The organism is Cupriavidus sp. GW821-FHT07C08 (genome assembly GCF_059419025.1).
The window spans coordinates 110,384-135,735 of sequence record NZ_JBWKQZ010000022.1 but is presented as its reverse complement, the minus strand read 5'-3'; the positions used below and the strand labels follow the sequence as shown (position 1 = coordinate 135,735).

Below are 25,352 nucleotides of genomic sequence, written 5' to 3'. Positions count from 1 at the left end.
AAACCGGGGCATGCCCCGGTTTTTTTGTGCCCGCCAGTTTTACACGGACGGATTTTTCGACAGTGGCGGATTGCGCGCGAAGTACGACCGGATCCCCTTCAGGATCGCATTGGCCAGCTGCTCCTGGTGCGCGTTATCGTTGAGCTTGCGCTCTTCTTCCGGATTGCTGATAAAGGCTGTCTCGATCAGGATCGACGGAATATCCGGGGCCTTCAGCACCGCAAATCCGGCCTGCTCGACGCTGCCCTTGTGCAGCTTGTTGATGCCGCCGATCTCGCCCAGCACGGCCTTGCCGACCTGCAGGCTGTCGTTGATCTGCGCGGTGGTGGACAGGTCCAGCAGCACGCGCGCCACTTGCGCATCCTTGTTGCCCATGTTGGCGCCGCCGATCAGGTCGGCTGCGTTTTCCTTGTTGGCCAGCCAGCGTGCCGCGGTACTGGAGGCACCGCGCTCGGACAGCGCGAACACTGACGCGCCGCGCGCCTCGGGCGAGAGGAAGGCATCGGCGTGGATCGACACGAACAGGTCGGCCTGCACCCGGCGCGCCTTCTGCACGCGCACGTTCAGCGGCACGAAGAAGTCGGCGTCGCGCGTCATCATCGCGCGCATATTGGGCTGCGCATCGATCTTGGCGCGCAGGCGGTGCGCGATCTGCAGCACCACGTCTTTCTCGCGCGAGCCGGCGGCGCCGATCGCGCCCGGGTCTTCGCCGCCGTGGCCGGGATCGATCGCCACGGTCAGCAGGCGGCGCATCTTGAAGGGCCGTTCGGCAGTGGGATTGTCGCGTGCGACCGGCGGCACCACCGGGGCATTGGGGGTCGGCACCGGCGGCGCGGACGGCCTGGGCCGGGCCGAGGCCACCGGCGGCGGCAGCGGCGCGGTGGTGGGCGGCACCTCGCCTTTCTCGTCGAAGCGGCGCACCAGCGCGCCGATCGCGTCTTCCTCGGCACCAGCCGGCGCGCCGGCGATGCCATCGTTGCCCGGCGCCGGGTCCGAGGTGGCGAAGCGGCGCTGCTTTTCCTCGGTGTCGCGCACCAGCTTCCACAGCGGATCAGGCGGATTGACCGGGTACAGGTCAAACACCAGGCGGTTGCGGTAGGTGCCGATCGGCGCCAGCGTGAACACCTGCGGCGCCACGTTTTCCTTCAGGTCGAACACCATGCGGACCACGCGCGGGCGGTTCTGGCCGACGCGCACGGTCTGGATATAGGGGTCGTTCGGGGTGATCTTGGCCACCAGCTCGCGCAGCGTGGGCGACAGGTCGAGGCCGTCGATGTCCACCACCAGCCGGTCGGGGTCGCGGATCATCTGGTGCACGGCGGCCAGCGGGGCATCGGATTCGATGGTGACGCGGGTGTAGTCCTCGGCCGGCCACACGCGCACCGCGACGATGCCGGCGCCAAACGCGATCTGCGGGCCGGCCAGGGTCAGCACGGCCGTGCCCGCGCCCAGCTTCAGTGCCTGCGCCATCCATTTGCGGCGCGCCTGCAGCAGGCCGTCGGGTCCATCGGGGCGGTCGGTGGCAAGTCGCTTGATCAGCATGCGTTCAGCAGGGTAAGTCCAGTGTGAGTATAGGCGCGCATCGTCGCGATCCGCCGCTCGCCGGCGTCATCCGCCCCGGCCATGTCCGATTGGAGCAACATATGGAGATCCGGTTCCCCGAGCAGGCGGCCGGCCTTCTCCGGCCACTCGACCAGGTTGAAGGCCGGTTCGGCGAAGCAGTCGCGAAAACCCGCGTCGATCCACTCTTCGGGATCGGCAAAGCGGTACAGGTCGAAGTGGTAGACGGTCAGCGGCGAGCCGTCGGCACGGGCCACCTCGTAGGGCTCGCACAGCGTATAGGTGGGGCTGCGGACCTTGCCTGCATGGCCGAGTGCGCGCAGGATCGCGCGCGTCAGCGTGGTCTTGCCGGCGCCCAGGTCGCCGGACAGCTGCACATGCACCGTGTGCGGCGGCATGGCCTGCACGGTGGCGGCCAGCGCGGCGCCCAGGCGCGCGGTGGCGGCTTCGTCGGGCAGCGTCAGGGTGCGTTCTTCGAGCAAGGGCATTGCGTACAATTCAGGGATGATCGACCGAGTCGCCCCAGGGCAGGCAGATGCGCCACCTACCCCCGTTCCCGGCACCGCCGGCCACCTGGCCGCGGGCCCCGGGGAACTCGCGGCGCTGGCCGCGTCGATCCGCGCATGGGGCGCGGAACTGGGCTTTGCCTCCGTGCGCATCGCCGATGTCGACCTCAGTCATGCCGAGCCGGGGCTGATGGCGTGGCTGGCGCAGGGCTACCACGGCGACATGGATTATATGGCGAACCACGGCCTGCGGCGCGCCCGGCCGGCCGAACTGGTGCCTGGCACCGTGCGCGCGATCGTGGCGCGGATGCCGTACATTCCGGCCGCCGGCGCCCAGGCCGGCGCCACCGACTGGCGCCGCCACGAGCTGGCGCGGCTGGACGATCCGGCCACCGCGGTGGTGTCGCTGTACGCGCGCGGCCGCGATTATCACAAGGTGCTGCGCAGCCGTTTGCAGCAACTGGCCAGCCGGATCGAGGCTGAAATCGGAAAATTCGGCTATCGCGTCTTTACCGATTCCGCACCCGTCATGGAAGTGGCGCTGGCCAGCCAGGGCGGACTCGGCTGGCGCGGCAAGCATACGCTGCTGCTGGACCGCGACGGCGGCTCGATGTTCTTCCTGGGCGAGATCCTGGTCGACATCCCGCTGCCGGCCGACGCGCCCGAGTCCGGCCACTGCGGCAACTGCCACCGCTGCCTGGACATCTGCCCCACGCGCGCCATCGTGGCGCCCTACCGGCTGGATGCGCGCCGCTGCATCTCCTATCTGACCATCGAGCACAAGGGCCCGATCCCGGTGGAGTTCCGCGCGCCCATGGGCAACCGCGTCTACGGCTGCGACGACTGCCAGCTGGCCTGCCCGTGGAACAAGTTCGCGCATGTGGCCATGGTGCCGGACTTCGACGTGCGCAACGGGCTGGACGCGCCCGACATGGTGGCGCTGTTCCAGTGGACCGAAGCGGAATTCAACCAGCGGCTCGAAGGCAGCCCGATCCGCCGCATCGGCCATGAGCGCTGGCTGCGCAACTTGGCGGTGGGGCTGGGCAACAGCCTGCGCACGGCGCTGTCGGGCACACGCACCGAAGACTCGGCCCTAGCCGCGCGCATCCGCGCAGCGCTGCTGGAGCGGCGCGAGGCCGCCACGCCGCTGGTGCGTGAGCATATCGACTGGGCCCTGGCCCAGGGCGGCCCGCCGCCAGGCGCTAGCTGACCAGCGCCAGCCACAGCGGCGTGGTCACGATCGCCGCCACCGTCATCAGCGAAATCGTCGCCGCCACCATCGGCCCGTTGCCGCCCATGCGCACTGCCAGGATATAGGCGCTGGAGGCCGTGGGCAGCGAGGCATACAGCACCACGATCTGGTACTGCAGCGCGGTCAGCGGCAGGTGCCGCCCCACCAGCCAGGCCACGCACGGCATCGCCAGCAGCTTGACCCCGGCCCACCAGGCCACCGGCCCCGCGGTACCGGTGGCGCCACTCATCTGCAGCCCGGCGCCCACCGTCATCAGCCCCAGCGCGGTCGAGGCCGAACCCAGCCGGTTCAGTGTCATCCCCAGCACCTCGGGCGCATGCAGCCCCATCAGGTTGGTGAGCAGGCCGCCGGCGGTGGCCAGGATCAGCGGGTTGCGCGCCAGTTCCTTCCACAGCGCGGTCTGGCCGTGCCGCGCCAGCGCCCACACCGCCGCCACGTTGCACAGCGGCACCGTGCACCCGACGATCACCGCCATCAGCGCCAGCCCCTCGGAGCCGCCCAGGCGCGAGGCCAGCGCCAGCCCGATATAGGAATTGAAGCGGAACGCGGTCTGCAGGCCCGAGGCAAAGCTCAGCGCGTCCGGGCGCAACACCCATTTGACGGCGTAGCCGCCGGCCATGCCGGTGGCCATCACCAGCAGCGCCAGCCCCAGCATGGCCGAGGTCGAGGAGAAATCCAGCACGGCGGTATTGGTCGACTGCAGCAGCAGCGCCGGGAACAGCACGAAGTACACCAGGCGTTCCACGCCGCCCCAGAAGGCGCGGTCGAACGGGGTATAGCGCACCAGCAGCCAGCCGATGAGGATCAGGCTGAAGTCCGGGACCAGCAGGAGAGCAGAAGACATTTATCGTTGTTTTGGTGGCGTTGGCATGACGCGGCAGCTGCCCTGCGGGCCGTCGCGCGGGATTGCAGCGGCGGCGGCGGGGGTAGATAACGGCAAAAAACGGGAATGTGCAGACTAGGGCAGATACGGATAGGTATTTTTCCAGATTTAGGCCAGCATGGCATGCCAAGTTGTACGCCTGCCGCCATGTTGTCCCGCACCCGGTCCGCGCCGCCGCGCCCGGACACCCACCTCCGAGCCCCCTTCCGCCCTGGTCTGCACCCGGGCCGCTGCCTGCGCCTGGCCGCCGTGCTGGTGGCGCTGTGCGCCGCCACGGCCGCGGGCGCCGTGCCCATGCCGGCGCGCTCGGTGGAGATCGAAGGGATACGTTTTGACGATGCGGCGCGCGTGGGCGGCAAGGAACTGCAGCTCAACGGCACCGCCCTGCGCGCGGGCTTCCTGGCCAAGGGCTACGTGGCCGCCCTGTACCTGCAGGAGAGGGCCCGCAACGCGGCCCTGGTGCTGGGCACGCCCGGCACCAAGCGGCTGCAGTTGCGCATGCTGCGCGAGGCCGAACCGCCGGCCCTCATGCGCGCCATCCGCCAAGGCATCCGCAACAACCACAGCGAGCAGCAGATGCAGGAGCTGGCCACGCGGCTGGTACAGTTCGAGCGCACCCTGAGCGAGGTCGGCACCGCGCACAAGGGCGACGTGATCAACCTGGACTTTTCCCCGCAGACGGGGACCGTCGTCGCCATCAACGGCACGCCTCGCGGCCGGCCGATCCCCGGCGAGGACTTCTACCAGGCCGTGCTGCGGGTCTTCCTGGGCGAGCGCCCGGTCGACGCCGAGGTCAAGCGCGGGCTGCTGGGCGGCTGACACAGATTACGCTGCCGGCGCACGGCCCCACCTGTGGCACTGCGACGGTTTTTTTGCTTCCGGGCGGCACCCTGCCCGGATTTCCTGACGGGAGACATGATCTCATGCAAGCTGGCAAACTCGCACTGACCCTGGCCCTGGCCGCCGCCGCCACCGCGGCGCAGGCGCAGAGCTACCCCACCAAGCCGATCCGACTGATCATTCCGTTCGCACCCGGCGGCACCACCGACATCGTCGGCCGCGGCGCCGCGGACCAGATGAGCCGCATCCTGGGCCAGCCCGTGGTGGTGGAGAACCGCGCCGGCGGGGGTGGTTCGATCGGTGCCGACGCGATCGCCAAGGCCGCGCCGGACGGCTACACCATCGGCATCTCCACGGTCTCGACCATGGCCGTGAACCCGGCCTGCAACCCCAAGCTGTCGTACGACCCGATCAAGGACTTCAAGCCCATCACCAACCTGGCCAACGTGGCCAACGTGATCGCCGTGAACCCGAACTTCCCGGCCAAGGACTACAAGGAGTTCCTGGCCGTGCTGAAGGCCAACCCGGGCAAGTATTCGTACGCCTCGTCGGGCACCTGCGGCTTCGGCCACATGCTGGGCGAGCAGTTCAAGGTCTCGACCAAGACCTTCATGGTCCATATCCCGTACCGCGGCGCGGGCCCGGCGCTGAACGACGTGCTGGCCGGCCAGGTGCCGATCATGGTGGACAACCTGCCCTCTTCGATCCCCTACATCAAGGCCGGCAAGCTGCGCCCGATCGTGGTGGCCTGGAACAAGCGCCTGGAATCCATGCCCAACGTGCCGACCTTCGGCGAAATGGGCCTGAAGGAGCCGAACGACCCGGCCTGGTACGGCCTGGTGGCACCGGCCGGCACGCCTGACGACGTCATCAAGAAGCTCAACGAAGCCGCCGTCAAGGCCCTGCAGGACAAGGACTTCCAGCAGCGCCTGCGCACCGCCGGCGCCGAGCCGTCGGGCAACACGCCGGCGCAGCATGCGGCCGAAATCAAGAAGGAATTCGACAAGATGAAGAATCTTGTGAAGGTGCAGAACATCAAGCTGGAGCAGTGATCCGGCCGGTGTGACGCCACCCGCGAAGGGCCGCCGCGAGGCGGCCCTTTTTTCTTGCCCGCGCCAAAAAGCACTAAAATCCAGCATTCGCCCCAGCCTGACCGCCATGCCCGCCACCTATGACGCCATCCTCACCGCCCCCTTCGGCAAGATCGGGGTGCGCACGGACGGCGCGCGCATCCGGGCCATCGTGTATCTTCCCGAGCACGTCGAGACGCGCGCCCCGGCGGACGCGCTGACGCAACAGCTCGCGGCGCAGCTGGAGGCCTACTACGCCAATCCCGACGCCGCCTTCGACCTGCCGCTGGCCCCCGCCGGCAGCGACTTCCAGCAGCGCGTGTGGCAGGCCATCAGCGCGGTGCCGCGCGGCGCGGTGACCACCTATGGCACCATCGCCGAGGCCATCGGCGCGATGCCGCGCGCGGTGGGCCAGGCCTGCGGGCAGAACCCGTTCCCGATCGTGATCCCCTGCCATCGCGTGGTCTCGGCGCGCGGCATCGGCGGCTTCTCGCACCATGCCGAAGACGGCTTCTACCTCGACGTCAAACGCTGGCTGCTGCGCCATGAGGGCGCCATGCTGATATGAGCGGCGCCGCGCAGGCACCTGACATCGCCGCCGCGCCCAGCGACGCCGACGTGGCGCTGGTCAGCCGCTTCTGCGACGCGCTGTGGCTGGAAGACGGCCTCTCGCGCAACACCATCGATGCCTACCGGCGCGACCTGACGCTGCTGGCGCGCTGGCTGCAGCATGAGCACCGCAGCGAGTTGCTGGGCGCGGACGACGGCGCGCTGTCGGCCTACTTCAACGCGCGCCACACGCAGAGCCGCGCCTCGTCGGCCAACCGTCGCCTGGCGGTGTTCCGCCGCTTCTACCAGTGGGCGCTGCGCGAACACCTGGTCGAAGCCGACCCCTGCCTGCTGCTGCGCCCCGCCAAGCAGCCGCCGCGCTATCCCAAGACCCTGACCGAGTCCCAGGTCGACGCGCTGCTCGAAGCGCCCGACACCGACACGCCGCTGGGGCTGCGCGACCGCACCATGCTGGAGCTGATGTACGCCAGCGGGCTGCGCGTGTCGGAGCTCACGCAGATGAAGACCATCGAGATCGGCCTGAACGAAGGCGTGGCGCGCGTGGTCGGCGGCAAGGGCGACAAGGAGCGGCTGGTGCCATTCGGCCAGCAGGCCGGCGACTGGCTGCGCCGCTACCTGGCCAGTGCGCGCCCCGCGCTGCTGGCCGGGCGCGCCTGCGACGCGCTCTTTGTCACGCAGCGCGGCGAAGGCATGACGCGGCAGGCGTTCTGGCACCTGATCAAGCGCCATGCGCGCGATGCCGGCGTGAACGCGCCGCTGTCGCCGCACACGCTGCGGCACGCCTTTGCCACGCACCTGCTCAACCACGGCGCCGACCTGCGCGTGGTGCAGCTGCTGCTGGGCCACGCCGATATTTCCACCACCCAGATCTATACGCACGTCGCCCGCGAACGCCTGCGCGAGCTGCACCAGCAGCACCATCCGCGCGGCTGAGCAAGCGGGCGGCGACCACTGTCATGAGCAAGACCAGGCACGTATCAGAAACCCCCGCCACGCAGTACCTGCGCAAGCATGGCGTCGCCTTCGGCGAACATCCGTATGACTATGTCGAGCACGGCGGCACCGGCGAATCGGCGCGCCAGCTGGGCGTTCCCGAGCACGACGTGATCAAGACCCTGATCATGGAAGACGAGCGCGCGCAGCCGCTGGTGGTGCTGATGCACGGCGACTGCTCGGTCTCGACCAAGAACCTGGCGCGCCAGGCCGGCCGCAAGAGCGTGCAGCCGTGCAAGCCCGAGGTGGCGCAGCGCCACAGCGGCTACATGGTGGGCGGCACCTCGCCCTTCGGCACGCGCAAGCGCATGCCGGTCTACGTGGAAGCGACGGTGCTGGAGCTGGCGCGAATCTATATCAACGGCGGGCGCCGCGGCTACCTGGTCAGCCTGGACCCGAAGCTGCTGCCCACGCTGGTGGACGCCCAGCCGGTGCAATGCGCACTGCCTGACTGAGCACATGACCCGGCGCCCCCGCGCAAACCGAGTGAAGCCTCGATGCCAATCCGGGAAGTCACGGACGTAGCGAGGCCCCTGCCGCGCTACAATCGCGCCAGCCTGAAAACACCCCACTACACATGGCCAATCTGCTTTTCGCCCTTGCCGCCTACCTGATCGGCTCCGTTTCCTTCGCTGTGGTCGTCAGCAAGCTGATGGGGCTGCCGGACCCGCACTCCTATGGCTCCGGCAATCCCGGCGCCACCAACGTGCTGCGCACCGGCAACAAGAAGGCCGCCATCCTGACGCTGATCGGCGATGCCCTGAAGGGCTGGCTGGCGGTATGGCTGGCCGCGCGCTTCGGGCCGGCCTACGGGCTGAATGAAACCGGCCTGGCCATGGTGGCGCTGGCGGTCTTCCTGGGGCACCTGTTCCCGGTGTACCACCGCTTTGCCGGCGGCAAGGGCGTGGCCACCGCGGCCGGGATCCTGCTGGCCATCGACCCGATCCTGGGCCTGGGCACGCTGGCCACGTGGCTGATCATCGCGTTCTTCTTCCGCTACTCGTCGCTGGCGGCACTGGTGGCGGCGATCTTCGCGCCGTTCTTCCATGTGCTGATGAACGGCGTGGATGTGATGACGGGGGCGATCTTCGTGATCAGCGTGCTGCTGATTGCGCGGCACCGGCAGAATATTGCCAAGCTGCTGGCCGGCAAGGAAAGCCGGATTGGCGAGAAGAAGAAGGTTTGAAAACAGCCTGAGGCAGCCCTGACGCCGGCTCAGGCCTCGGCTGCCCCAAACAGCATCTCCACCCGGAAGCCGCCACCGTCGGCATTCACCAGGTTCAGCTTCCCGCCCGCCTGCCGCACCAGCCGGTCCACGATCGCCAGCCCCAGCCCGGAATGCGCATTGCCGCCCCGAGCCGGGTCCAGCCGCACAAAGGGCAGCGTGGCGCGATCCTTGTCATCCTCGGGAATGCCGGCGCCCTGGTCCTCCACCACCAGCAGATAACCCTCCGGCGTGCGCGCGGTCGCAATGCATACCGGCGGCTTGCCATAGGCGTAGGCGTTGTCGACCAGGTTGCCGACGATGCGGTCCAGCTGCGTGGCGATCATGCGGAAGCCCTCGCCCGCGCCCAGCGACAGCACCACCTGGCGCTCCTGCTCGGCCAGCGACGCGGCCAGCTCATTGACGCGCCGGTCCACCGGCACCGGCCGCGCGGTCGACTCGCTGGTCTGCGCGAAGCTCAGGAACTGTTCGACGATGGCCGACATGGACTCCACGTCGCGCGTCACCCCCGCGGCGGCCTTGGGATCGGCCAGCATCTCGGCGCGCAGGCGCAGCCGCGCCAGCGGTGTCTTCAGGTCATGCGCGATGCCGGCCAGCATGGTGTTGCGCTCCTGGTCGATGCGCGCCAGGTCGGCCACCATGCGGTTGAAACGCTCGATCAGCTGGCGCAGCTCATGCGGGCCGCGCTCGCGCAGCGGCGGCACGGCGTGCTGGCGCGACAGCAGCTCTGCCGCATTGGCCATGTCGCGCACCGGCCGCTGAATCTGCCAGGCGATCAGCACGGCAAAGATGATGGCCACGCCCACCACCAGCATCACCCCAGGCACCAGCCGGTTGTCGGGCGGCGGGTTGTGGACCCACAGGATCGGCATGGCGATCCAGCGGGAGCGGCTGGGCAGCTTGATCCAGATGCGCGGCGTGGTCTCGTCCTCCAGCCGGATCTCGGTGCCCTGCGGCAGCCTGCCGATGAACTGCTCGACCAGCCGGCGCGAGCGCCCGCCCTTGGGCACGGCGGCATGCTCTTCGGCGTCGGCCGTGTTGGCCGTCTCCACCAGGCTGGGCAGCTTCGCCGGCGGACGCGCGTCGAGCGCGCGCTCGATGCTGTCGAGCTGGAACAGCATCTGCTCGACGGAATAGTCCACCTGCTGCTGGCGGCGGTCCATGCGCAGGATGGCGAGCCATGAGAAATGGCTGATCACAAGCACGGCGGCAATCAGCAGCGCAATGCGGCCGAACAGGGTGTCGATACGTCGCAACTTCATCGCAAAGCAGGATCTGGTGGCAAGCGGCGCCAGGGGGCGGGCGCCGCGGCCATTATTCGGGAAGCCCCGCGGACATCTCTTCCGCTTCGTCGGGCACGAAGGTGTAGCCGCGTCCGCGCACGGTCTGGATATAGCGCGGGCGCTGCGCGTCTTCATCGAGCAGCCGCCGCAGGCGCCAGATCTGCACGTCGATGCCGCGGTCGCTGATGCCGCTGGCGCTGCCGTACATCAGCTCGACGATGCGCTCGCGCGACAGCACTTCCAGCGGATGCATCAGCAGCAGCTTGAGCAGCGCAAACTCGGTATCACTGATCGACAGCGTCTGGCCGGCACGGGTCAGCGTGCGCTGGCGGAAATTGACGCGGAACGGGCCGAAGGCGACCGATTCGCGGTCTTCGGGCGCCGCCGCCGGGCGCGCCAGCTTGCGGCGCAGCACGGCATTGATGCGTGCCAGCAGTTCGCGCGGCGAAAACGGCTTGCCAAGGTAATCGTCGGCGCCGATCTCAAGCCCGACGATGCGGTCGATCTCGTCGCTGCGGGCCGTGAGCAGGATCACCGGGATATCGTCGTTCTTGGCGCGCAGGTTGCGCAGCGCGGTCAGGCCGTCGACCTTGGGCATCATCAGGTCCAGCACGATCAGCGCCGGGCGCTCGCGCTCCAGGCGCGCCTGCAGGCCGTCGCCGTCATGCATCACCGAGACGGCAAAACCCTGCTGGGTCAGGTACTCGCGCAGCAGGTCGCGAAGTTCGGGATCGTCGTCGACGACGAGGATCTGGGTAGGCTGGTTCGTTCGCATAGGCACATGATAGTCAGCCCCGGCGCCACACATGCCGGTTTGGCCGGGCGGTTTTGTTTCCGGAGGTTACACCCGGGGCGCTGGTAATCCGCTGTAATAAAAGCGCCGGGCGCCGAAATACGGGCGTCCGGGCCCGCACATTATCCTTGCGGCATGACGTGCCACCGGCGCCGCCGCATTGCGCGCCACACGGCACTTGCCGGCCTGCCGGCCACCCCGCGGCGTGCCCTCCCACGCGGCAGGCCGGCGCCCGTGGCGTTGCGGCATACTGCTGCATCGTCACTTGCCAGACCGAACATTGCCGGCGCGCCGCGCGCGCCGCCCCCAGGATTTGCGGACATGTCCAACCCCGAACAAGGCCAGCCTACCCCCACCCCGACCCCGTCTTCGCGTCCGCCCGAGGGCACGCCGCCGCGGCGCACCGGCCGCCGCCGGCTGACCGCCGGCGTGCTGGTGCTGCTGCTCGCGGGGGGCGCCTGGTACTGGTATGCCCATCGCGGCCAGGCGCCGCAGGAGGCGACCGGGGCTGCAGGCGCGCAGCGGGGTGCCAGCGGCCCGGGCGCGCGGGGTGGCGCCGGTGGCCCCGGCATGCCGCGCTCGCCCGTGGTGGTCGCCACCGTGGCCAAGCGCGATATGGACGTGGTGCTCAATGGCCTGGGCAATGTGACCCCGGTGTCCAACGTCACCGTGCGCGCGCAGGTGTCCGGCCCGCTGCTCAAGGTGCTGTTCAAGGAAGGCCAGATGGTCAGGGCCGGCGACGTGCTGGCCGAGATCGACCCGCGCCCGTTCCAGGCCGCGCTGGACCAGGCCGTGGGCCAGCTGGCGCGCGACCAGGCGCTGCTGCAGAACGCCAGGCTGGACCAGCAGCGCTACCGCACCCTGCTGGGCCAGGACTCGATCTCCAAGCAGCAGGTCGATACCCAGGACGCGCTGGTGCGCCAGTACGAGGGCGTGGTCAAGACCGACCAGGGCAATGTCGCCAACGCGCGCCTGCAGCTGGGCTACACCAGGATCGTGGCGCCGGTGTCGGGCCGCATCGGCCTGCGCCAGGTCGACCCGGGCAATATCGTCAATACCGGCGACACCAACGGCATCGCGCTGATCACGCAGATCCAGCCCATTGCCGTGATGTACACCATCCCCGAGGACAGCCTGCCCTCGGTGCTGAAGAAGCTCAACGCCGGCGAAAAGCTGCCGGTGCAGGCCTGGGACCGCCAGGTGCGCAACCAGCTGGGCGAAGGCACGCTGCTGACCACCGACAACCAGATCGACACCACCACCGGCACGGTCAAGCTCAAGGCGGTCTTCCCCAATGAAGACGGCATGCTGTTCCCCAACCAGTTCGTCAACGTGCGCACGCGCGTCGATACCCTCAGGGACGCCACCGTGATCCCGGTCGCCGCAATCCAGCGCGGCCAGCAGGGCACCTTTGTCTACACCGTGGACGAGGCCAGCAAGGTCAAGGTGCAGGTGGTCACGCTCGGCCCGGGCGACGGCAGCCGCAACGCCGTGCTCAAGGGCCTGGAGCCCGGCCAGCGCGTGGTGGTGGACGGCGCCGACCGCCTCAAGGAAGGCATGACGGTGGAGGCCGTCGATCCGGCCGCGCGCGCCGCCGCGGTGGTGCCGGCCAGCCAGCCGCGCGGGCGCGGCCGACGCAACCGGGACGGCGGCGGTGCCAGCGGCGCGCACGCCGACGCCAGCGGGGCCGCGGCCTCCGGCGCGGCCGGCGAACATCGCCGCCACCGCGACGCCGGCGCCAGCGCCCCGCCCGCCAGCGGCGCGCAGCAGTAAGGACACCGTATGAACCCCTCACGCCTCTTCATCGAGCGCCCGGTCGCCACGGCGCTGCTGATGCTGGCCATCCTGCTGTCCGGGCTGGTGGCGTACCGGCTGCTGCCGCTGTCGGCGCTGCCCGAAGTCGACTACCCGACCATCCAGGTCACCACGCTCTACCCCGGCGCCAGCCCGGACGTGATGACCTCGTCGGTAACAGCGCCGCTGGAGCGCCAGTTCGGCCAGATGCCGGGCCTGAAACAGATGTCGTCGTCCTCGTCGGGCGGCGCCTCGGTGATCACGCTGCAGTTCGAGCTGACGCTGCCGCTGGACGTGGCCGAGCAGGAGGTGCAGGCCGCCATCAACGCCGGCAGCAACCTGCTGCCGTCAGACCTGCCGATGCCGCCGGTCTACAGCAAGGTCAACCCGGCCGACGCGCCGATCATGACCATCGCCATGACCTCGGACACCATGCCGCTGCCCAAGCTGCAGGACATGGTCGACACGCGCGTGGCGCAGAAGATCTCGCAGATCCAGGGCGTGGGCCTGGTCACCATCAGCGGCGGCCAGCGCCCCGCGGTGCGCATCCAGGCCAACCCGACCGCGCTGGCCTCGCTGGGCATGTCGATCGACGACCTGCGCACCGCGATCGGCGCCTCCAACGTGAACGGCGCCAAGGGCAGCTTTGATGGCCCGGCACGCGCCTCCACCATCGATGCCAACGACCAGCTGCGCTCGGCCGACGAGTACCGCCAGATCATCCTGGGCTACAAGAACGGCGCACCGATCCGCATCACCGACGTGGCCGAGATCGTCGACGGCCCCGAGAACAGCCGCCTGGCCGCGTGGGCCAACGACAAGCCCGCGATCGTGCTGAACATCCAGCGCCAGCCGGGTGCCAACGTGATCGAAGTGGTGGACCGCATCAAGGCGCTGCTGCCGCAGCTGCAGAACGCTCTGCCGGCCTCGGTCCACGTGCAGCTGCTGACCGACCGCACCACCACCATCCGCGCCTCGGTCGAGGACGTGCAGTTCGAGCTGCTGCTGGCGATCGCGCTGGTGGTGCTGGTGATCTTCCTGTTCCTGCGCAATATACCTGCCACCATCATCCCGGGCGTTGCCGTGCCGCTGTCGCTGGTGGGCACCTTCGGCGTGATGTACCTGGCCGGCTTCTCGATCAACAACCTGACGCTGATGGCACTGACCATCGCCACCGGCTTCGTGGTCGACGATGCAATCGTGATGATCGAGAACATCATGCGCTACATCGAGAAGGGCGATTCGCCGATGGCGGCGGCGCTCAAGGGTTCCAGGCAGATTGGCTTCACCATCATCTCGCTGACCTTCTCGCTGGTGGCGGTGCTGATCCCGCTGCTGTTCATGGGCGATGTGGTCGGGCGCCTGTTCCGCGAGTTCGCGATCACGCTGGCGGTGTCGATCCTGATCTCGGCGGTGGTATCGCTGACGCTCACGCCGATGATGTGCGCGCGCCTGCTGCACCATGTGCCGGAAGAGAAGCTGTCGCGCTTTCACCGCGCCAGCGGCCGCTTCTTCGACAACGTGATCGACCGCTACGGCCGCGCGCTGGACTGGGTGCTGGACCGCCAGAAGGCCACGCTGGTGGTGGCCGTGGCCACGCTGGTGCTGACCGTGCTGCTGTACCTGCTGGTGCCCAAGGGCTTCTTCCCGGTGCAGGACACCGGCGTTATCCAGGGCATTACGGAAGCCGCCCAGACCACCTCGTTCGACGCCATGGCGCGCCGGCAGCAGGCCGTGGCCAAGGTGGTGATGCAGGACCCGGCCGTGGCAAGCCTGTCGTCGTTTATCGGCGTGGACGGCACCAACACCACGCTTAACGCCGGGCGCATGCTGATCAACCTCAAGCCCAAGGGCGAGCGCGATCCGATCGAGGTGGTCACGCAGCGGCTGCAGCAGGCGGTGCATGACCTCGGCGGCGTGTCGCTGTTCACGCAGCCGGTGCAGGACCTCACCATCGAGGACAAGGTCTCGCGCACGCAGTACCAGTTCACCGTGGAGGATCCGGATCCCGAGACGCTGGCGACATGGGTGCCGAAACTGGTGGAACGCCTGCGCCAGGAACCCGAGCTGCGCGATGTCACCAGCGACCAGCAGAACAACGGCCTGCGCGCCTATGTCGATATCGACCGCGACGCCGCGGCGCGCTTCGGCATCACCACCGCGGTGATCGACAGCGCGCTGTACAGCGCCTTCGGCCAGCGGCTGGTGTCGACCATCTTCACGCAGGCGAGCCAGTACCGCGTGGTGCTGGAGACCATGCCGGAATTCCGCAAGAACCCGCAGTCACTGGCCGACCTGCGCCTGCCCTCTTCCTCGGGCGGTCAGGTGCCGCTGGGCTCGTTCGCACGCATCACCGAGCGCACCGGCCCGCTGGTGGTCAACCACCAGGGCCAGTTCCCGGCGGCGACGATCTCGTTCAACCTGGCGCACGGCGAATCGCTGGGCGCCGCGGTCGACAAGATCACCAAGGTGGAACACGAGTTGGGCCTGCCGATCTCGATGCAGACCAGCTTCCAGGGCGCCGCGCTGGCCTTCCGCGCGTCGCTGTCGAACACGCTGTGGCTGATCCTGGCCGCGGTGGTGACGATGTATATCGTACTGGGCGTGCTGTATGAAAGCACCATCCACCCGGTCACCATCCTGTCGACACTGCCGTCTGCCGGCGTGGGCGCGCTGCTGGCGCTGCTGGTGGCGGGCCAGGACCTGGGCATCATCGCGATCATCGGCATCATCCTGCTGATCGGCATCGTCAAGAAGAACGCGATCATGATGATCGACTTCGCGCTCGAGGCCGAGCGCGAGGGCGGCATGAAACCGCGCGACGCGATCTTCCAGGCCTGTCTGCTGCGTTTCCGCCCGATCCTGATGACCACCATGGCGGCCCTGCTGGCGGCGCTGCCGCTGATGCTGGGCTCGGGCATCGGCAGCGAGCTGCGCCGGCCGCTGGGCGTGACCATGGTGGGCGGCCTGCTGGTCAGCCAGGTGCTGACGCTGTTCACCACGCCGGTGATCTACCTGGCCTTCGACCGCATCGCCACGCGCGTGAAGGGCTGGCGCAAGCGGCGCTTCGGTGATCCGGAGGAAGGCGGTACCGGCGAGGAGCCGGTGTAACGATGAATCTCTCGGCCGCCTTCATCCACCGCCCCGTCGCGACCGCGCTGCTGACGCTCGGCATCCTGCTGGCGGGGCTGGCCGCGCTGCGGCTGCTGCCGGTGTCGCCGCTGCCGCAGGTGGATTTCCCGACCATCTCGGTATCGGCGTCGCTGCCGGGTGCGAGCCCGGAAACGATGGCCGCCACCGTGGCCACGCCGCTCGAGCGCGCGCTCGGCACCAATGCCGGCGTGACCGAGATCACGTCGAGCAGCTCGCTCGGCTCCACCCGCGTGACGCTGCAGTTCGACCTGTCGCGCAATATCGACGGCGCCGCGCGCGACGTGCAGGCCGCGATCAACGCCTCGCGCGCGACGCTGCCGACCAGCCTGCCCAACAACCCGACCTACCGCAAGGTCAACCCGGCCGACGCGCCGATCATGATCATCGCGCTGACCTCGCCGACCATGACGCGCGGGCAGCTGTACGACGCGGCCTCGACCATCCTGGCGCAGAAGCTGTCGCAGGTCGATGGCGTGGGCCAGGTCACCATCGGCGGGGCCTCGCTGCCGGCGGTGCGGGTGGAGCTGAACCCGACCGCGCTGAACCACTACGGCATCTCGCTGGAGGACGTGCGCAACACCATCAGCGCGACCAATGCCAACCGGCCGCTGGGCACGCTGGAGAACGCCGCCAACAACTGGCAGGTCTATGCCAACGACCAGGCGATGAAGGCGGAAGACTACATGCCGCTGATCATCCGCTATGCCACGCCGGGGACCTTCTCGTCGACGTCGGCGGGCGCGCTGATTGCCAGCACCGCCAACGCCGCCGCCAGCGGCGGCGTCAGCACCAAGGTGGTCAACGGCGTCACCGTGACCACGCTGACCACCAGCAGCGGCACCACCACCATCACCAGCGGCGCTACCGGCGGCACCAGCGCCACCAGCGGGCCCAACTCGTTCGCGGTGCCGGTGCGGCTGCACGACGTGGCCAATGTGGTCGACTCGGTGCAGGACATCCGCAATGCCGGCTCGGCCAACGGCAAGCCGTCGGTGCTGCTGGTGCTAAACCGCTCGCCCGGCGCCAACATCATCGAGACCGTCGACCGCGTCAACGAGATGCTGCCGAACCTGCAGAAGATGATCCCGGCGGCAATCTCGATGGACGTGATGATGGACCGCACGCCCACCATCCGCGCCTCGCTGCGCGAGGTCGAGCACACGCTGATGATCTCGGTGGCGCTGGTGATCATGGTGGTGTTCGTGTTCCTGCGCAATGTGCGCGCCACCTTGATCCCCAGCGTGGCGGTGCCGGTGTCGCTGATCGGCACGTTCTCGGTGATGTACCTGGCCGGGTTCTCGCTGAACAACCTGTCGCTGATGGCGCTGACCATCGCCACCGGCTTCGTGGTCGACGATGCCATCGTGGTGCTGGAAAACATCTCGCGCCATATCGAGGAAGGCATGAAGCCGCTCGCCGCGGCGCTGCGCGGGGCGCGCGAAGTGGGCTTCACGGTGCTGTCGATGAGCCTGTCGCTGATCGCGGTATTCATCCCGCTGCTGATGATGGGCGGCATCGTGGGCCGGCTGTTCCAGGAGTTCGCGATCACGCTGTCGGTGGCGATCCTGGTGTCGCTGGTGGTGTCGCTGACCACCACGCCGATGATGTGCGCGCGCCTGCTGCGCCCGCCCGAGCCGGAGAAGCAGGGCCGCTTCTTCCGCGCCACCGAGCGCATGTTCCAGTGGCTGCATGACGGCTATGCGCGCTCGCTGTCCACGGCGCTGCGCTTCAGCCCGCTGGTGTGGCTGGTGCTGATCGCGACCATCGCGCTGAACGTGTACCTGTACGTGATCGTGCCCAAGGGCTTCTTCCCGCAGCAGGACACGGGCCGGCTGATCGGCTTTATCCGCGCCGACCAGGCCACATCGTTCCAGGCCATGCGCGGCAAGCTCGACAACTTCATCACCATCGTGCGCTCGGATCCGGCGGTGGAAAACGTGACCGGCTTTACCGGCGGCTCGCAGCGCAATACCGGGCAGATGTTCGTCACGCTCAAGCCGCTGTCGGAGCGCAAGGAATCGGCCGACGCCATCATCGCGCGGCTGCGCGGCAAGCTGGCCAAGGAGCCGGGCGCGAGCCTGTTCCTGCAGTCGGTGCAGGACATCCGCATCGGCGGGCGGCAGAGCAGTTCGCAATACCAGTTCACGCTGCAGTCAGACGACCTGGAAGTGCTGCGCGCGTGGGAGCCCAAGGTACGCGCGGCGCTGTCCAACCTGAAGGGACTGGAGGATATCGATACCGATACCAACGACAAGGGCCTGCAGACTTCGGTGATCATCGACCGCGATGCGGCGTCGCGCCTGGGCGTGACCGCGCAGCAGATCGATGCGGTGCTCAACGATGCCTTCGGCCAGCGGCTGGTGTCCACCATCTACCATCCGCTGAACCAGTACCGCGTGGTGATGGAACTGAGCCAGGAGTACCTGCAGGGGCCCGATGCGCTCAAGGACATCTACGTGGTCACCGGCAACGGCAACCGCGTGCCGCTGGCGGCGTTCGCGCGCGTGACCCCGACCAGCACGCCGCTGGGCGTGAACCACCAGGGCCAGTTCGCGGCCTCGACGATCTCGTTCAACCTGGCCGAGGGCATGTCGCTGTCGCAGGCGACCGACGCGATCACGCGCGAGATGGCGCGCATCGGCGTGCCGGAGACGCTGCGCGCCAACTTCCAGGGCGGCGCCAAGGCGTTCCAGGACTCGCTCAAGAGCCAGCCGATCCTGATCCTGGCGGCGCTGATCACGATCTATATCGTGCTGGGCGTGCTGTATGAAAGCTACGTGCACCCGTTGACGATCCTGTCGACGCTGCCCTCGGCAGGCGTGGGCGCGCTGCTGGCGTTGCTGGCATCGAAGACCGACTTCAGCATCATCGCGCTGATCGGCGTGATCCTGCTGATCGGCATCGTCAAGAAGAACGCGATCATGATGATCGACTTTGCCATCGATGCCGAACGGCGCCAGGGGCTGTCGCCGCGCGACGCGATCTACCGCGCCTGCCTGCTGCGCTTCCGCCCGATCCTGATGACCACCATGGCCGCGCTGCTGGGCGCGGTGCCGCTGGCGATCGGCCGCGGCGACGGCGCCGAGCTGCGCGCGCCGCTGGGCATTTCCATTGTCGGCGGGCTGGTGGTAAGCCAGCTGCTGACGCTGTACACCACGCCGGTGGTCTACCTGACGCTGGACCGCTGGCGCCTGAAGGTCAAGGCCTGGCGCCAGCGCCGCCGCGGTACTGGCACGCCGGACCAGCCGGCTGCCGTCTAGATTTGCAGAGACTCTTTATGACTGTTTTTACCCGTCTGCTGACCCATGCCCTGCCGTTGCCGCTGGCCTGCGCGCTGCTGCTGGCCGGCTGCGCGGTGGGCCCCGACTACAAGCGCCCCGACGCACCCGTGTCGGAAGCGTTCAAGGAAGCCGATGGCACGGCGGGCACGGCCGACGCTACCGCCTGGCGCGGCGACTGGAAGCCCGCCGAGCCGCAGGATGCGCTGGCACGCGCCGACTGGTGGACCGTGTTCGGCGATGCGCAGCTCGACGCGCTGATGTCCGAGGTGCAGATCTCCAACCAGAACATCAAGGCCGCCGAGGCGCAGTACCGTCAGGCGGTGGCGTCGCTGCAGGCCGCGCGCGCCGGCTTCTTCCCGACCGTGGACGCACAGGCCGGGGCCTCGCGCGCGCGCGGCGCCAGCGGCAATACGCTCAATGGCCAGAGCGTGACGCTGGGCGCGACCTGGGAAATCGACGTGTGGGGCCGCGTGCGGCGCCAGGTAGAGAGCAGCGAGGCCAGCGCACAAGCCAGCCAGGCCGATCTGGCATCGACGCTGTTGTCGACCCAGGCGACGCTGGCGCAGAGCTATTTCCTGCTGCGCGTGGCCGATGCGCAGAAGGCGCTGCTGGACCGCACCGTGGCGGACTACGCGAAGTCCCTGCAGCTGGTGCAGAACCAGTACGCCGCCGGCACCGCGCAGCGCTCGGACGTGCTGCAGTCAGAGACCCAGCTCAAGAGCGCGCAGGCGCAGCAGATCGACATCCAGATCACGCGCGCGCAGCTGGAGCACGCCATCGCGGTGCTGGTAGGCAAGCCGCCCGCGGCGCTGACGCTGGCCGCCGACGACTTCCGCACCGCGCCGCCGCGCGTGCCGGCCGCGGTGCCGTCGCAACTGCTGGAGCGCCGCCCCGACATCGGCGCGGCCGAGCGCCGCATGGCCTCGGCCAATGCGCAGATCGGCGTGGCGCAGGCGGCCTACTACCCGACCCTGTCGCTGTCGGCCAGCGGCGGCCTGACCGCCAGCACGCTGGCGCGCTGGATGTCGCTGCCGGACCGGATCTGGTCGATCGGCGGCGGGCTGGCCGGCACGCTGTTCGACGGCGGCCTGCGCAGCGCGGCCAAGGCGCAGGCGGTGGCGGCCTACGACCAGACCGTGGCCAACTACCGCCAGACCGTGCTGGGCGCGTTCCAGGAAGTCGAGGACAACCTCGCCGCGCAACGGCTGCTGGAACAGGAAGCGGTGGTGCAGAACGACGCGCTGCGCTCGGCGCGCGAGGCGCTGGCGCTGGTGAACAACCGCTACCGCGCCGGCACCGCTGGCCTGCTCGACGTGCTGACAGCGCAGACCAGCGCCTATACCGCCGAGCGCACCGCACTGTCGATCGCCGGCCGCCAGTACACGGCGGCGGTGGTGCTGATCAAGGCGCTGGGCGGCGGCTGGCATGCGCCCGGCGCGGAGGCCGCACAGGCCGCACAAGCCGGCGCGGACCAGCCGGTCAGCCAGCGCTAGCCGCCGGGGCGCGCGGCAGCGGCTGTTGGCAGATGCGCTCGCGCAGCCAGGTGGCGGCCTTGCCCAGCGGCCGCTGCTTGTGCCAGACCAGTTCCATCGCCACCGGCCAGTCCTGTTGCTGGAATGCCAGCGGCGGCGTCACCAGGCGCGCCGCGGCCGGCGAATTGGCCACCACGTGCCACGGCACGAAGGCCCAGCCCAACCCGCGCTTGACCAGCTCCACGATCACCCACTGGCTTTCCACCCACCACACGTCGGCGGCCACGCGCAGGCGCATCTTCTCTTCGCTGTCGGAGCGGGTTGCGACCATCAGCTGGCGGTAGCGCTTCAGTTCCTCCCAGTCCACGCGCTGGCCGGCCAGCGGATGCTCGGGCGCGCACAGGATCTGCATCGGCACCCAGCCCAGCGCATGGAAGCCCAGCGCCGGCGGCAGCACCTCCTGCCGCCACATGATGCCCAGGTCGGCGCCGCCTTCCAGCACCAGCCGGCTGACGTCCTCCATCAACGGAAACAGCAGCTCAAGCTCCACCGCCGGGAAGCGGCTGGAGAACTCTTCCAGCAGCATGCCCAGCGTCTCTTCCGGATAAAGCTCGTCCACCGCCAGCACCAGCCGCGTCTCCACGCCCTCGCCCAGGCTCTTGGCCACGCCGCGGAAGTGTTCGCAGCGCTCCAGGATCACGCGCGCCTCGGCCAGCAGCCGCTCGCCCGCAGGGGTCAGCACCGGGTAACGGCCGGAGCGGTCGAACAGCGCGTTGCCGGCGTCGATCTCCAGGTTGGACACCGCGGCGCTGACCACCGACTGCGCCTTGCCCAGCCGGCGCGCGGCGGCCGAGAACGAACCGGTGTCAGCCGCCGCGACGAATGCCTGCAATTGCTCGATGGAGAGGCTCATGAATAACTTTAAACGTTTATCTATCTGTTTTGCAGATAGTATCTAACTTGGCAATCCCTACCCAGCAGATAGACTAGCTCCCATCGCGTTTGACACGCAAGGAGAACAACGATGCGCAAGACCTGGGACCGGATTCGCCACGCCATCGGCTTCGAGGTGGTCGGTCTGCTGATTTTCGCGCCGCTGGCCAGCTGGGCCTTCGGCTATGAACTGCATGAGATGGGCGTGATCGGCGCGGTCGCCTCGCTGATCGCCACCGGCTGGAACTACCTGTACAACGTGCTGTTCGACAAGGGCATGCTGCGGTTCACCGGCCAGCTGCGCAAGTCGGTGCGGGTGCGCGTGCTGCACGCCGTGCTGTTCGAGCTGGGCCTGCTGGTGGTGTTCCTGCCGTCGGTGGCCTGGTACCTGGGCATCAGCCTGGTCGACGCGCTCATCATGGACCTCGCCGTGGCCGGCTTCTACATGGCCTACGCGCTGGTGTACAACTGGCTGTACGACCTTGTCTTCCCGGTGCCTTCGCTGCAGGCACAAGCCAAGCCGGAAGGCGCCGCGCTCGGCTGAGCGCGGGTTTTTCCCGACCCCGGAGGCGTCACTCCGGGGACTTCCCCGTCTTGCCGCGAGCGGTCGAATTGTTATACTCCATAACAAATCCAATTCGACCGGAGGCAGCGCACCCGCGCTTGCGTACCGGCGCATCCTGCACGCGGGGGAGACACCATGAAGATCGCAATCGCCGGTGGCGGCATCGGCGGACTGACGCTGGCGCTGCTGTGCCACCGCCACGGCATCGAGGCCGAGGTCTGGGAGGCCAGCGAAACGCTGCGCCCGCTGGGCGTGGGCATCAACCTGCTGCCGCACGCCGTGCGCATCCTGTCCGAGCTGGGACTGCGCGACGCGCTGGCGGATATCGCCATCGAGACCTCGTCGCTGTCCTACTACAACAAGCGCGGCCAGCGCATCTGGCATGAGCCGCGCGGGCTGGCGGCCGGCTATGACTGGCCGCAGTTCTCGATCCATCGCGGCGAATTCCAGATGCTGCTGCACCGTACCGTGGTGGAGCGCCTCGGCGCCGGCGCCGTGCATACCGGCCATAGCTTCGAGACCGTGCTGGACACCGGCGCGGGCGGACAGGCGCGCTTTGGCCTGCGCCGCCGCAGCGACAATGCCGAGGTCGAAGCCAGCGCCGATGTGCTAGTCGGCGCCGACGGCATCCACTCGGCGGTGCGCCGCCACTTCTACCCCACCGGCGACCTGCCGCGCTTTTCGCGCCGCCTGCTGTGGCGCGCGGTCACCGAGGCGCCGCCCTACCTGGACGGGCGCTCGATGTTCATGGCCGGGCACCAGGACCAGAAGTTCGTGGCCTATCCGATCTCGGAACCGCTGCGCCGCCAGGGCCGCTCGCTGGTCAACTGGATTGCCGAACTGCGCGTGCCCGACAGCGTTCCCGACACCCCGCCGCGCAGCGACTGGAACAAGCAGGTCGACAAATCCGTGTTCTGCGCCGCGTTTGCCGACTGGAAGTGGGATTGGATCGACATCCCCGCGCTGATCGACGGTGCCCAGGCGATCTACGAATTCCCGATGGTCGACAAGGACCCGCTGCCGCGCTGGACCTTCGACCGCGTCACGCTGCTGGGCGACGCCGCGCACCCGATGTACCCGATCGGCTCGAACGGCAGCGCCCAGGCCATCCTGGACGCACGCTACCTGGTCGACAGCCTGCTCGGCACGCCCGACACCGGCTATGCGCTGCGCGAATACGAAGCCGAGCGCCTGCCGCGCACCGCCGGCATCGTGCTGCGCAACCGCATGAACGGGCCCGAGCAAGTGATGCAGCTGGCCGAGGAACGCGCGCCGCAGGGCTTTGCCGACATCGACCAGGTGATCCCGCGCGCGGAACTGGAGGCGATTTCGCTGCGGTACAAGCAGCTGGCGGGATTCGACCGGCAGTCGATGCAAGGCAACCGGTAGGATCCGGCAGGTTTGACAATGCAGAACAAGACCATCGAGAGAGGAGACACCATGGCGCCCCTGACCACCACCAAGCTGGCCCGCCTCGCGCTGGCCGCGGCCCTCGCCTTCAGCGCCGGCAGCGCGCTGGCCGACATCACCGTCGGCGTCAGCCTGTCCACCACCGGCCCGTCGGCGTCGCTGGGCATCCCGCAAAAGAACTCGCTGGCCTACCTGCCGCAGAAGATCGGCGGCGAGGCGGTACGCTACATCGTGCTGGACGATGCCTCGGACCCAACGCAGGGCGCCAAGGTGGCGCGCCGCTTTGTCTCCGAGGACAAGGTCGACATCATCCTGGGCTCGTCCGCGGTGGCGCCGTCGATCGCCATTGCCGAGGTGGCCGATGAAGCCCAGACCGTGCAGCTGGCGTTCTCGCCGATCGAACTCAAACCCGGGCGCGGCGCCTGGACCTTCCGGCTGGCGCAGCCGGTGCGGCTGATGGCCAATGCCGTGGCCGCCACCGCCAAGACCAACGGCGTCAAGACCATCGGCTTTATCGGCTTTGCCGATGCCTACGGCGAGACCTGGCTGAAGGACTTTACCGCCGCCGCCAGTGCCAACGGCATCCGCCTGATCGCCACCGAGCGCTACGGCCGCGCCGATACCAGCGTGACCGCGCAGGCCATCAAGCTGATTGCCGCCAAACCCGACGCCATCCTGATCGCCGGCGCCGGCACCGGCGCCGCGCTGCCGCACACCACGCTGCGCGAGCGCGGCTACGGCGGCACCATCTACCACACCCACGGCGCGGCCACCAAGGACCTGATCCGCATCGGCGGGCGCATGGTCAATGGCGCGATCCTGCCGGCCGGACCGGTGATCGTGCCGGAGCAGTTGCCCGCGGGCGACCCGGTGCGCAAGCCGGGGCTGGACTACGTCACCCGGTATGAAAAGCAGTATGGGGCCGACAGCCGCACCCAGTTCGGCGCCCATGCCTACGACGCCGGGCTGGTACTGGAGCGCATCGTGCCGGTGGCGCTCAGGCACGCCAAGCCGGGGACGCCTGCGTTCCGCCAGGCGCTGCGGCAGGCACTGGAGACCGAGCGCGACATCGTGGTCTCGCACGGCGTGCTGAATTACAGTGGGCAAGACCACTATGGCTTCGACCAGCGCGGGCGGGTTATGCTGACCATCGACAACGGCAACTGGAAGCTGCTTAAGTGAATCCCGACGCATCCGGCACACCGCCCGCCGCGCCCCCGCGCCCGGGCAGCACCACCACCGCGTCCGCGCGGCGCAAGGCGCGGGACCCGCTCGCGCCGGATCCGGCCGCAAGCGCCGGTGCCGATGCCGGTTTCGACCCGCATGTGCCGAATATCGACTATGGCGTGCTCGACAACCTGATCGGCTACGCCATCCGCCGCGCGCAGATCCGCATCTATGAAGACTTCGTGCTGTCGCTGGCGCAGTGGCAGATCACGCCGCCGCGCTTTTCGGCGCTGATCATCATCTCGCGCAACCCGCACCTGAAGCTGACCGAGCTGGCGCAGATCCTCGGCATCGCCCGCTCGGGGGCGGTGCTGCTGGTCGACGCGCTGGAAGAGATGAACCTGGTGGCGCGCCGCCCGGCAGCCGGGGATCGCCGCGCCTACAGCCTGGTGCTGACGGCAGCCGGCCGCCGCACGCTGGAAGCCGCCACGCAGGCGGTGGTGGCGCACGACGCGCACGTCGGCTCGGAGCTGACCGGGGCCGAGCAGGCCACGCTGAAGTCGCTGCTGGCACGGCTGGCGCCGCCGCGCGCCGGCTGAGGG

The 25,352-nt window shown here is 68.8% G+C and carries 21 protein-coding genes; 15 read left to right on the top strand and 6 right to left on the bottom strand.

Annotation, left to right across the window (positions count from 1 at the left end; all coding sequences use genetic code 11):
• Positions 1–39: 39 nt before the first annotated feature.
• Positions 40–1,542, bottom strand: a complete 1,503-nt coding sequence (locus AC07UK_RS25245; protein WP_114131236.1) for an N-acetylmuramoyl-L-alanine amidase — start codon at positions 1,540–1,542, stop codon at positions 40–42.
• Positions 1,536–2,048 carry a tRNA (adenosine(37)-N6)-threonylcarbamoyltransferase complex ATPase subunit type 1 TsaE gene (tsaE, locus tag AC07UK_RS25240; RefSeq protein ID WP_013955673.1) on the bottom strand — a complete coding sequence of 171 codons (513 nt, stop codon included), beginning with the start codon at positions 2,046–2,048 and terminating at the stop codon, positions 1,536–1,538. Before tsaE ends, AC07UK_RS25245 begins: the two co-directional genes overlap by 7 nt.
• A 16-nt stretch (positions 2,049–2,064) precedes the next feature.
• On the opposite strand from tsaE, the gene queG reads away from it, so the two are divergent.
• The gene (gene queG, locus AC07UK_RS25235) at positions 2,065–3,276 is read left to right on the top strand and encodes a tRNA epoxyqueuosine(34) reductase QueG (protein WP_494687998.1); all 1,212 of its coding nucleotides are present in this window, start codon (positions 2,065–2,067) and stop codon (positions 3,274–3,276) included.
• On the opposite strand, the gene AC07UK_RS25230 is transcribed toward queG, so the two are convergent.
• Positions 3,269–4,162, bottom strand: a complete 894-nt coding sequence (locus AC07UK_RS25230; RefSeq protein WP_494687999.1) for an AEC family transporter — start codon at positions 4,160–4,162, stop codon at positions 3,269–3,271. The genes queG and AC07UK_RS25230 overlap by 8 nt on opposite strands.
• Before the next feature lie 186 nt (positions 4,163–4,348).
• On the opposite strand from AC07UK_RS25230, the gene AC07UK_RS25225 reads away from it, so the two are divergent.
• The 6 genes from AC07UK_RS25225 to plsY all read left to right on the top strand — a co-directional run bounded on the left by AC07UK_RS25225 (position 4,349) and on the right by plsY (position 8,860).
• On the top strand, positions 4,349–5,020 hold the full coding sequence (locus AC07UK_RS25225; protein WP_494688000.1) for a chalcone isomerase family protein: 672 nt from the start codon (positions 4,349–4,351) through the stop codon (positions 5,018–5,020).
• Positions 5,021–5,124: 104 nt separating this feature from the next.
• Entirely contained in the window at positions 5,125–6,093 is a 969-nt protein-coding gene (locus AC07UK_RS25220; protein ID WP_013955671.1) for a tripartite tricarboxylate transporter substrate binding protein BugE, read from the top strand.
• Between the two features lie 106 nt (positions 6,094–6,199).
• Positions 6,200–6,679, top strand: coding sequence for a methylated-DNA--[protein]-cysteine S-methyltransferase (locus tag AC07UK_RS25215; protein WP_436220912.1), 480 nt, complete (start codon positions 6,200–6,202; stop codon positions 6,677–6,679).
• Positions 6,676–7,614, top strand: a complete 939-nt coding sequence (gene xerD / locus AC07UK_RS25210) for a site-specific tyrosine recombinase XerD (protein ID WP_494688001.1) — start codon at positions 6,676–6,678, stop codon at positions 7,612–7,614. The genes AC07UK_RS25215 and xerD overlap by 4 nt, the downstream gene beginning before the upstream one ends.
• A gap of 23 nt (positions 7,615–7,637) precedes the next feature.
• On the top strand, positions 7,638–8,129 hold the full coding sequence (locus AC07UK_RS25205) for an aminoacyl-tRNA deacylase (protein ID WP_436220910.1): 492 nt from the start codon (positions 7,638–7,640) through the stop codon (positions 8,127–8,129).
• A gap of 122 nt (positions 8,130–8,251) precedes the next feature.
• Positions 8,252–8,860: a glycerol-3-phosphate 1-O-acyltransferase PlsY gene (gene plsY / locus AC07UK_RS25200; protein WP_011614592.1), complete on the top strand. Its 609-nt coding sequence runs from the start codon at positions 8,252–8,254 to the stop codon at positions 8,858–8,860.
• Positions 8,861–8,889: 29 nt separating this feature from the next.
• On the opposite strand, the gene AC07UK_RS25195 is transcribed toward plsY, so the two are convergent.
• Complete coding sequence (locus AC07UK_RS25195; RefSeq protein WP_436220909.1) at positions 8,890–10,161, bottom strand: ATP-binding protein; 1,272 nt, start codon at positions 10,159–10,161, stop codon at positions 8,890–8,892.
• A gap of 52 nt (positions 10,162–10,213) precedes the next feature.
• Positions 10,214–10,957, bottom strand: coding sequence for a response regulator (locus AC07UK_RS25190; protein WP_013955665.1), 744 nt, complete (start codon positions 10,955–10,957; stop codon positions 10,214–10,216).
• A 339-nt stretch (positions 10,958–11,296) separates the two neighbouring features.
• On the opposite strand from AC07UK_RS25190, the gene AC07UK_RS25185 reads away from it, so the two are divergent.
• Genes AC07UK_RS25185 through AC07UK_RS25170 form a run of 4 tightly spaced genes read left to right on the top strand, consistent with a single transcriptional unit; the run spans position 11,297 to position 20,696 of the window.
• Positions 11,297–12,748 carry an MdtA/MuxA family multidrug efflux RND transporter periplasmic adaptor subunit gene (locus AC07UK_RS25185; RefSeq protein WP_494688002.1) on the top strand — a complete coding sequence of 484 codons (1,452 nt, stop codon included), beginning with the start codon at positions 11,297–11,299 and terminating at the stop codon, positions 12,746–12,748.
• A 9-nt stretch (positions 12,749–12,757) separates the two neighbouring features.
• Complete coding sequence (locus AC07UK_RS25180; protein ID WP_436220907.1) at positions 12,758–15,880, top strand: MdtB/MuxB family multidrug efflux RND transporter permease subunit; 3,123 nt, start codon at positions 12,758–12,760, stop codon at positions 15,878–15,880.
• A gap of 2 nt (positions 15,881–15,882) precedes the next feature.
• Positions 15,883–19,182, top strand: a complete 3,300-nt coding sequence (locus AC07UK_RS25175; RefSeq protein WP_494688003.1) for an efflux RND transporter permease subunit — start codon at positions 15,883–15,885, stop codon at positions 19,180–19,182.
• A gap of 17 nt (positions 19,183–19,199) precedes the next feature.
• Complete coding sequence (locus AC07UK_RS25170; RefSeq protein ID WP_494688004.1) at positions 19,200–20,696, top strand: efflux transporter outer membrane subunit; 1,497 nt, start codon at positions 19,200–19,202, stop codon at positions 20,694–20,696.
• Here AC07UK_RS25170 and AC07UK_RS25165 read toward each other — a convergent pair.
• Positions 20,683–21,588, bottom strand: coding sequence for a LysR family transcriptional regulator (locus AC07UK_RS25165; RefSeq protein WP_436220904.1), 906 nt, complete (start codon positions 21,586–21,588; stop codon positions 20,683–20,685). The genes AC07UK_RS25170 and AC07UK_RS25165 overlap by 14 nt on opposite strands.
• 111 nt (positions 21,589–21,699) lie before the next feature.
• Here AC07UK_RS25165 and AC07UK_RS25160 point away from each other — a divergent pair, with 111 nt between their 5' ends.
• The 4 genes from AC07UK_RS25160 to AC07UK_RS25145 all read left to right on the top strand — a co-directional run bounded on the left by AC07UK_RS25160 (position 21,700) and on the right by AC07UK_RS25145 (position 25,349).
• Complete coding sequence (locus AC07UK_RS25160; RefSeq protein ID WP_436220903.1) at positions 21,700–22,152, top strand: PACE efflux transporter; 453 nt, start codon at positions 21,700–21,702, stop codon at positions 22,150–22,152.
• A 156-nt stretch (positions 22,153–22,308) separates the two neighbouring features.
• On the top strand, positions 22,309–23,562 hold the full coding sequence (locus AC07UK_RS25155) for a flavin-dependent oxidoreductase (RefSeq protein WP_153955650.1): 1,254 nt from the start codon (positions 22,309–22,311) through the stop codon (positions 23,560–23,562).
• A gap of 51 nt (positions 23,563–23,613) precedes the next feature.
• Positions 23,614–24,765: an ABC transporter substrate-binding protein gene (locus AC07UK_RS25150; RefSeq protein ID WP_436220902.1), complete on the top strand. Its 1,152-nt coding sequence runs from the start codon at positions 23,614–23,616 to the stop codon at positions 24,763–24,765.
• Entirely contained in the window at positions 24,762–25,349 is a 588-nt protein-coding gene (locus AC07UK_RS25145; protein WP_436220901.1) for a MarR family winged helix-turn-helix transcriptional regulator, read from the top strand. Before AC07UK_RS25150 ends, AC07UK_RS25145 begins: the two co-directional genes overlap by 4 nt.
• The last annotated feature ends 3 nt before the right edge of the window (positions 25,350–25,352 follow it).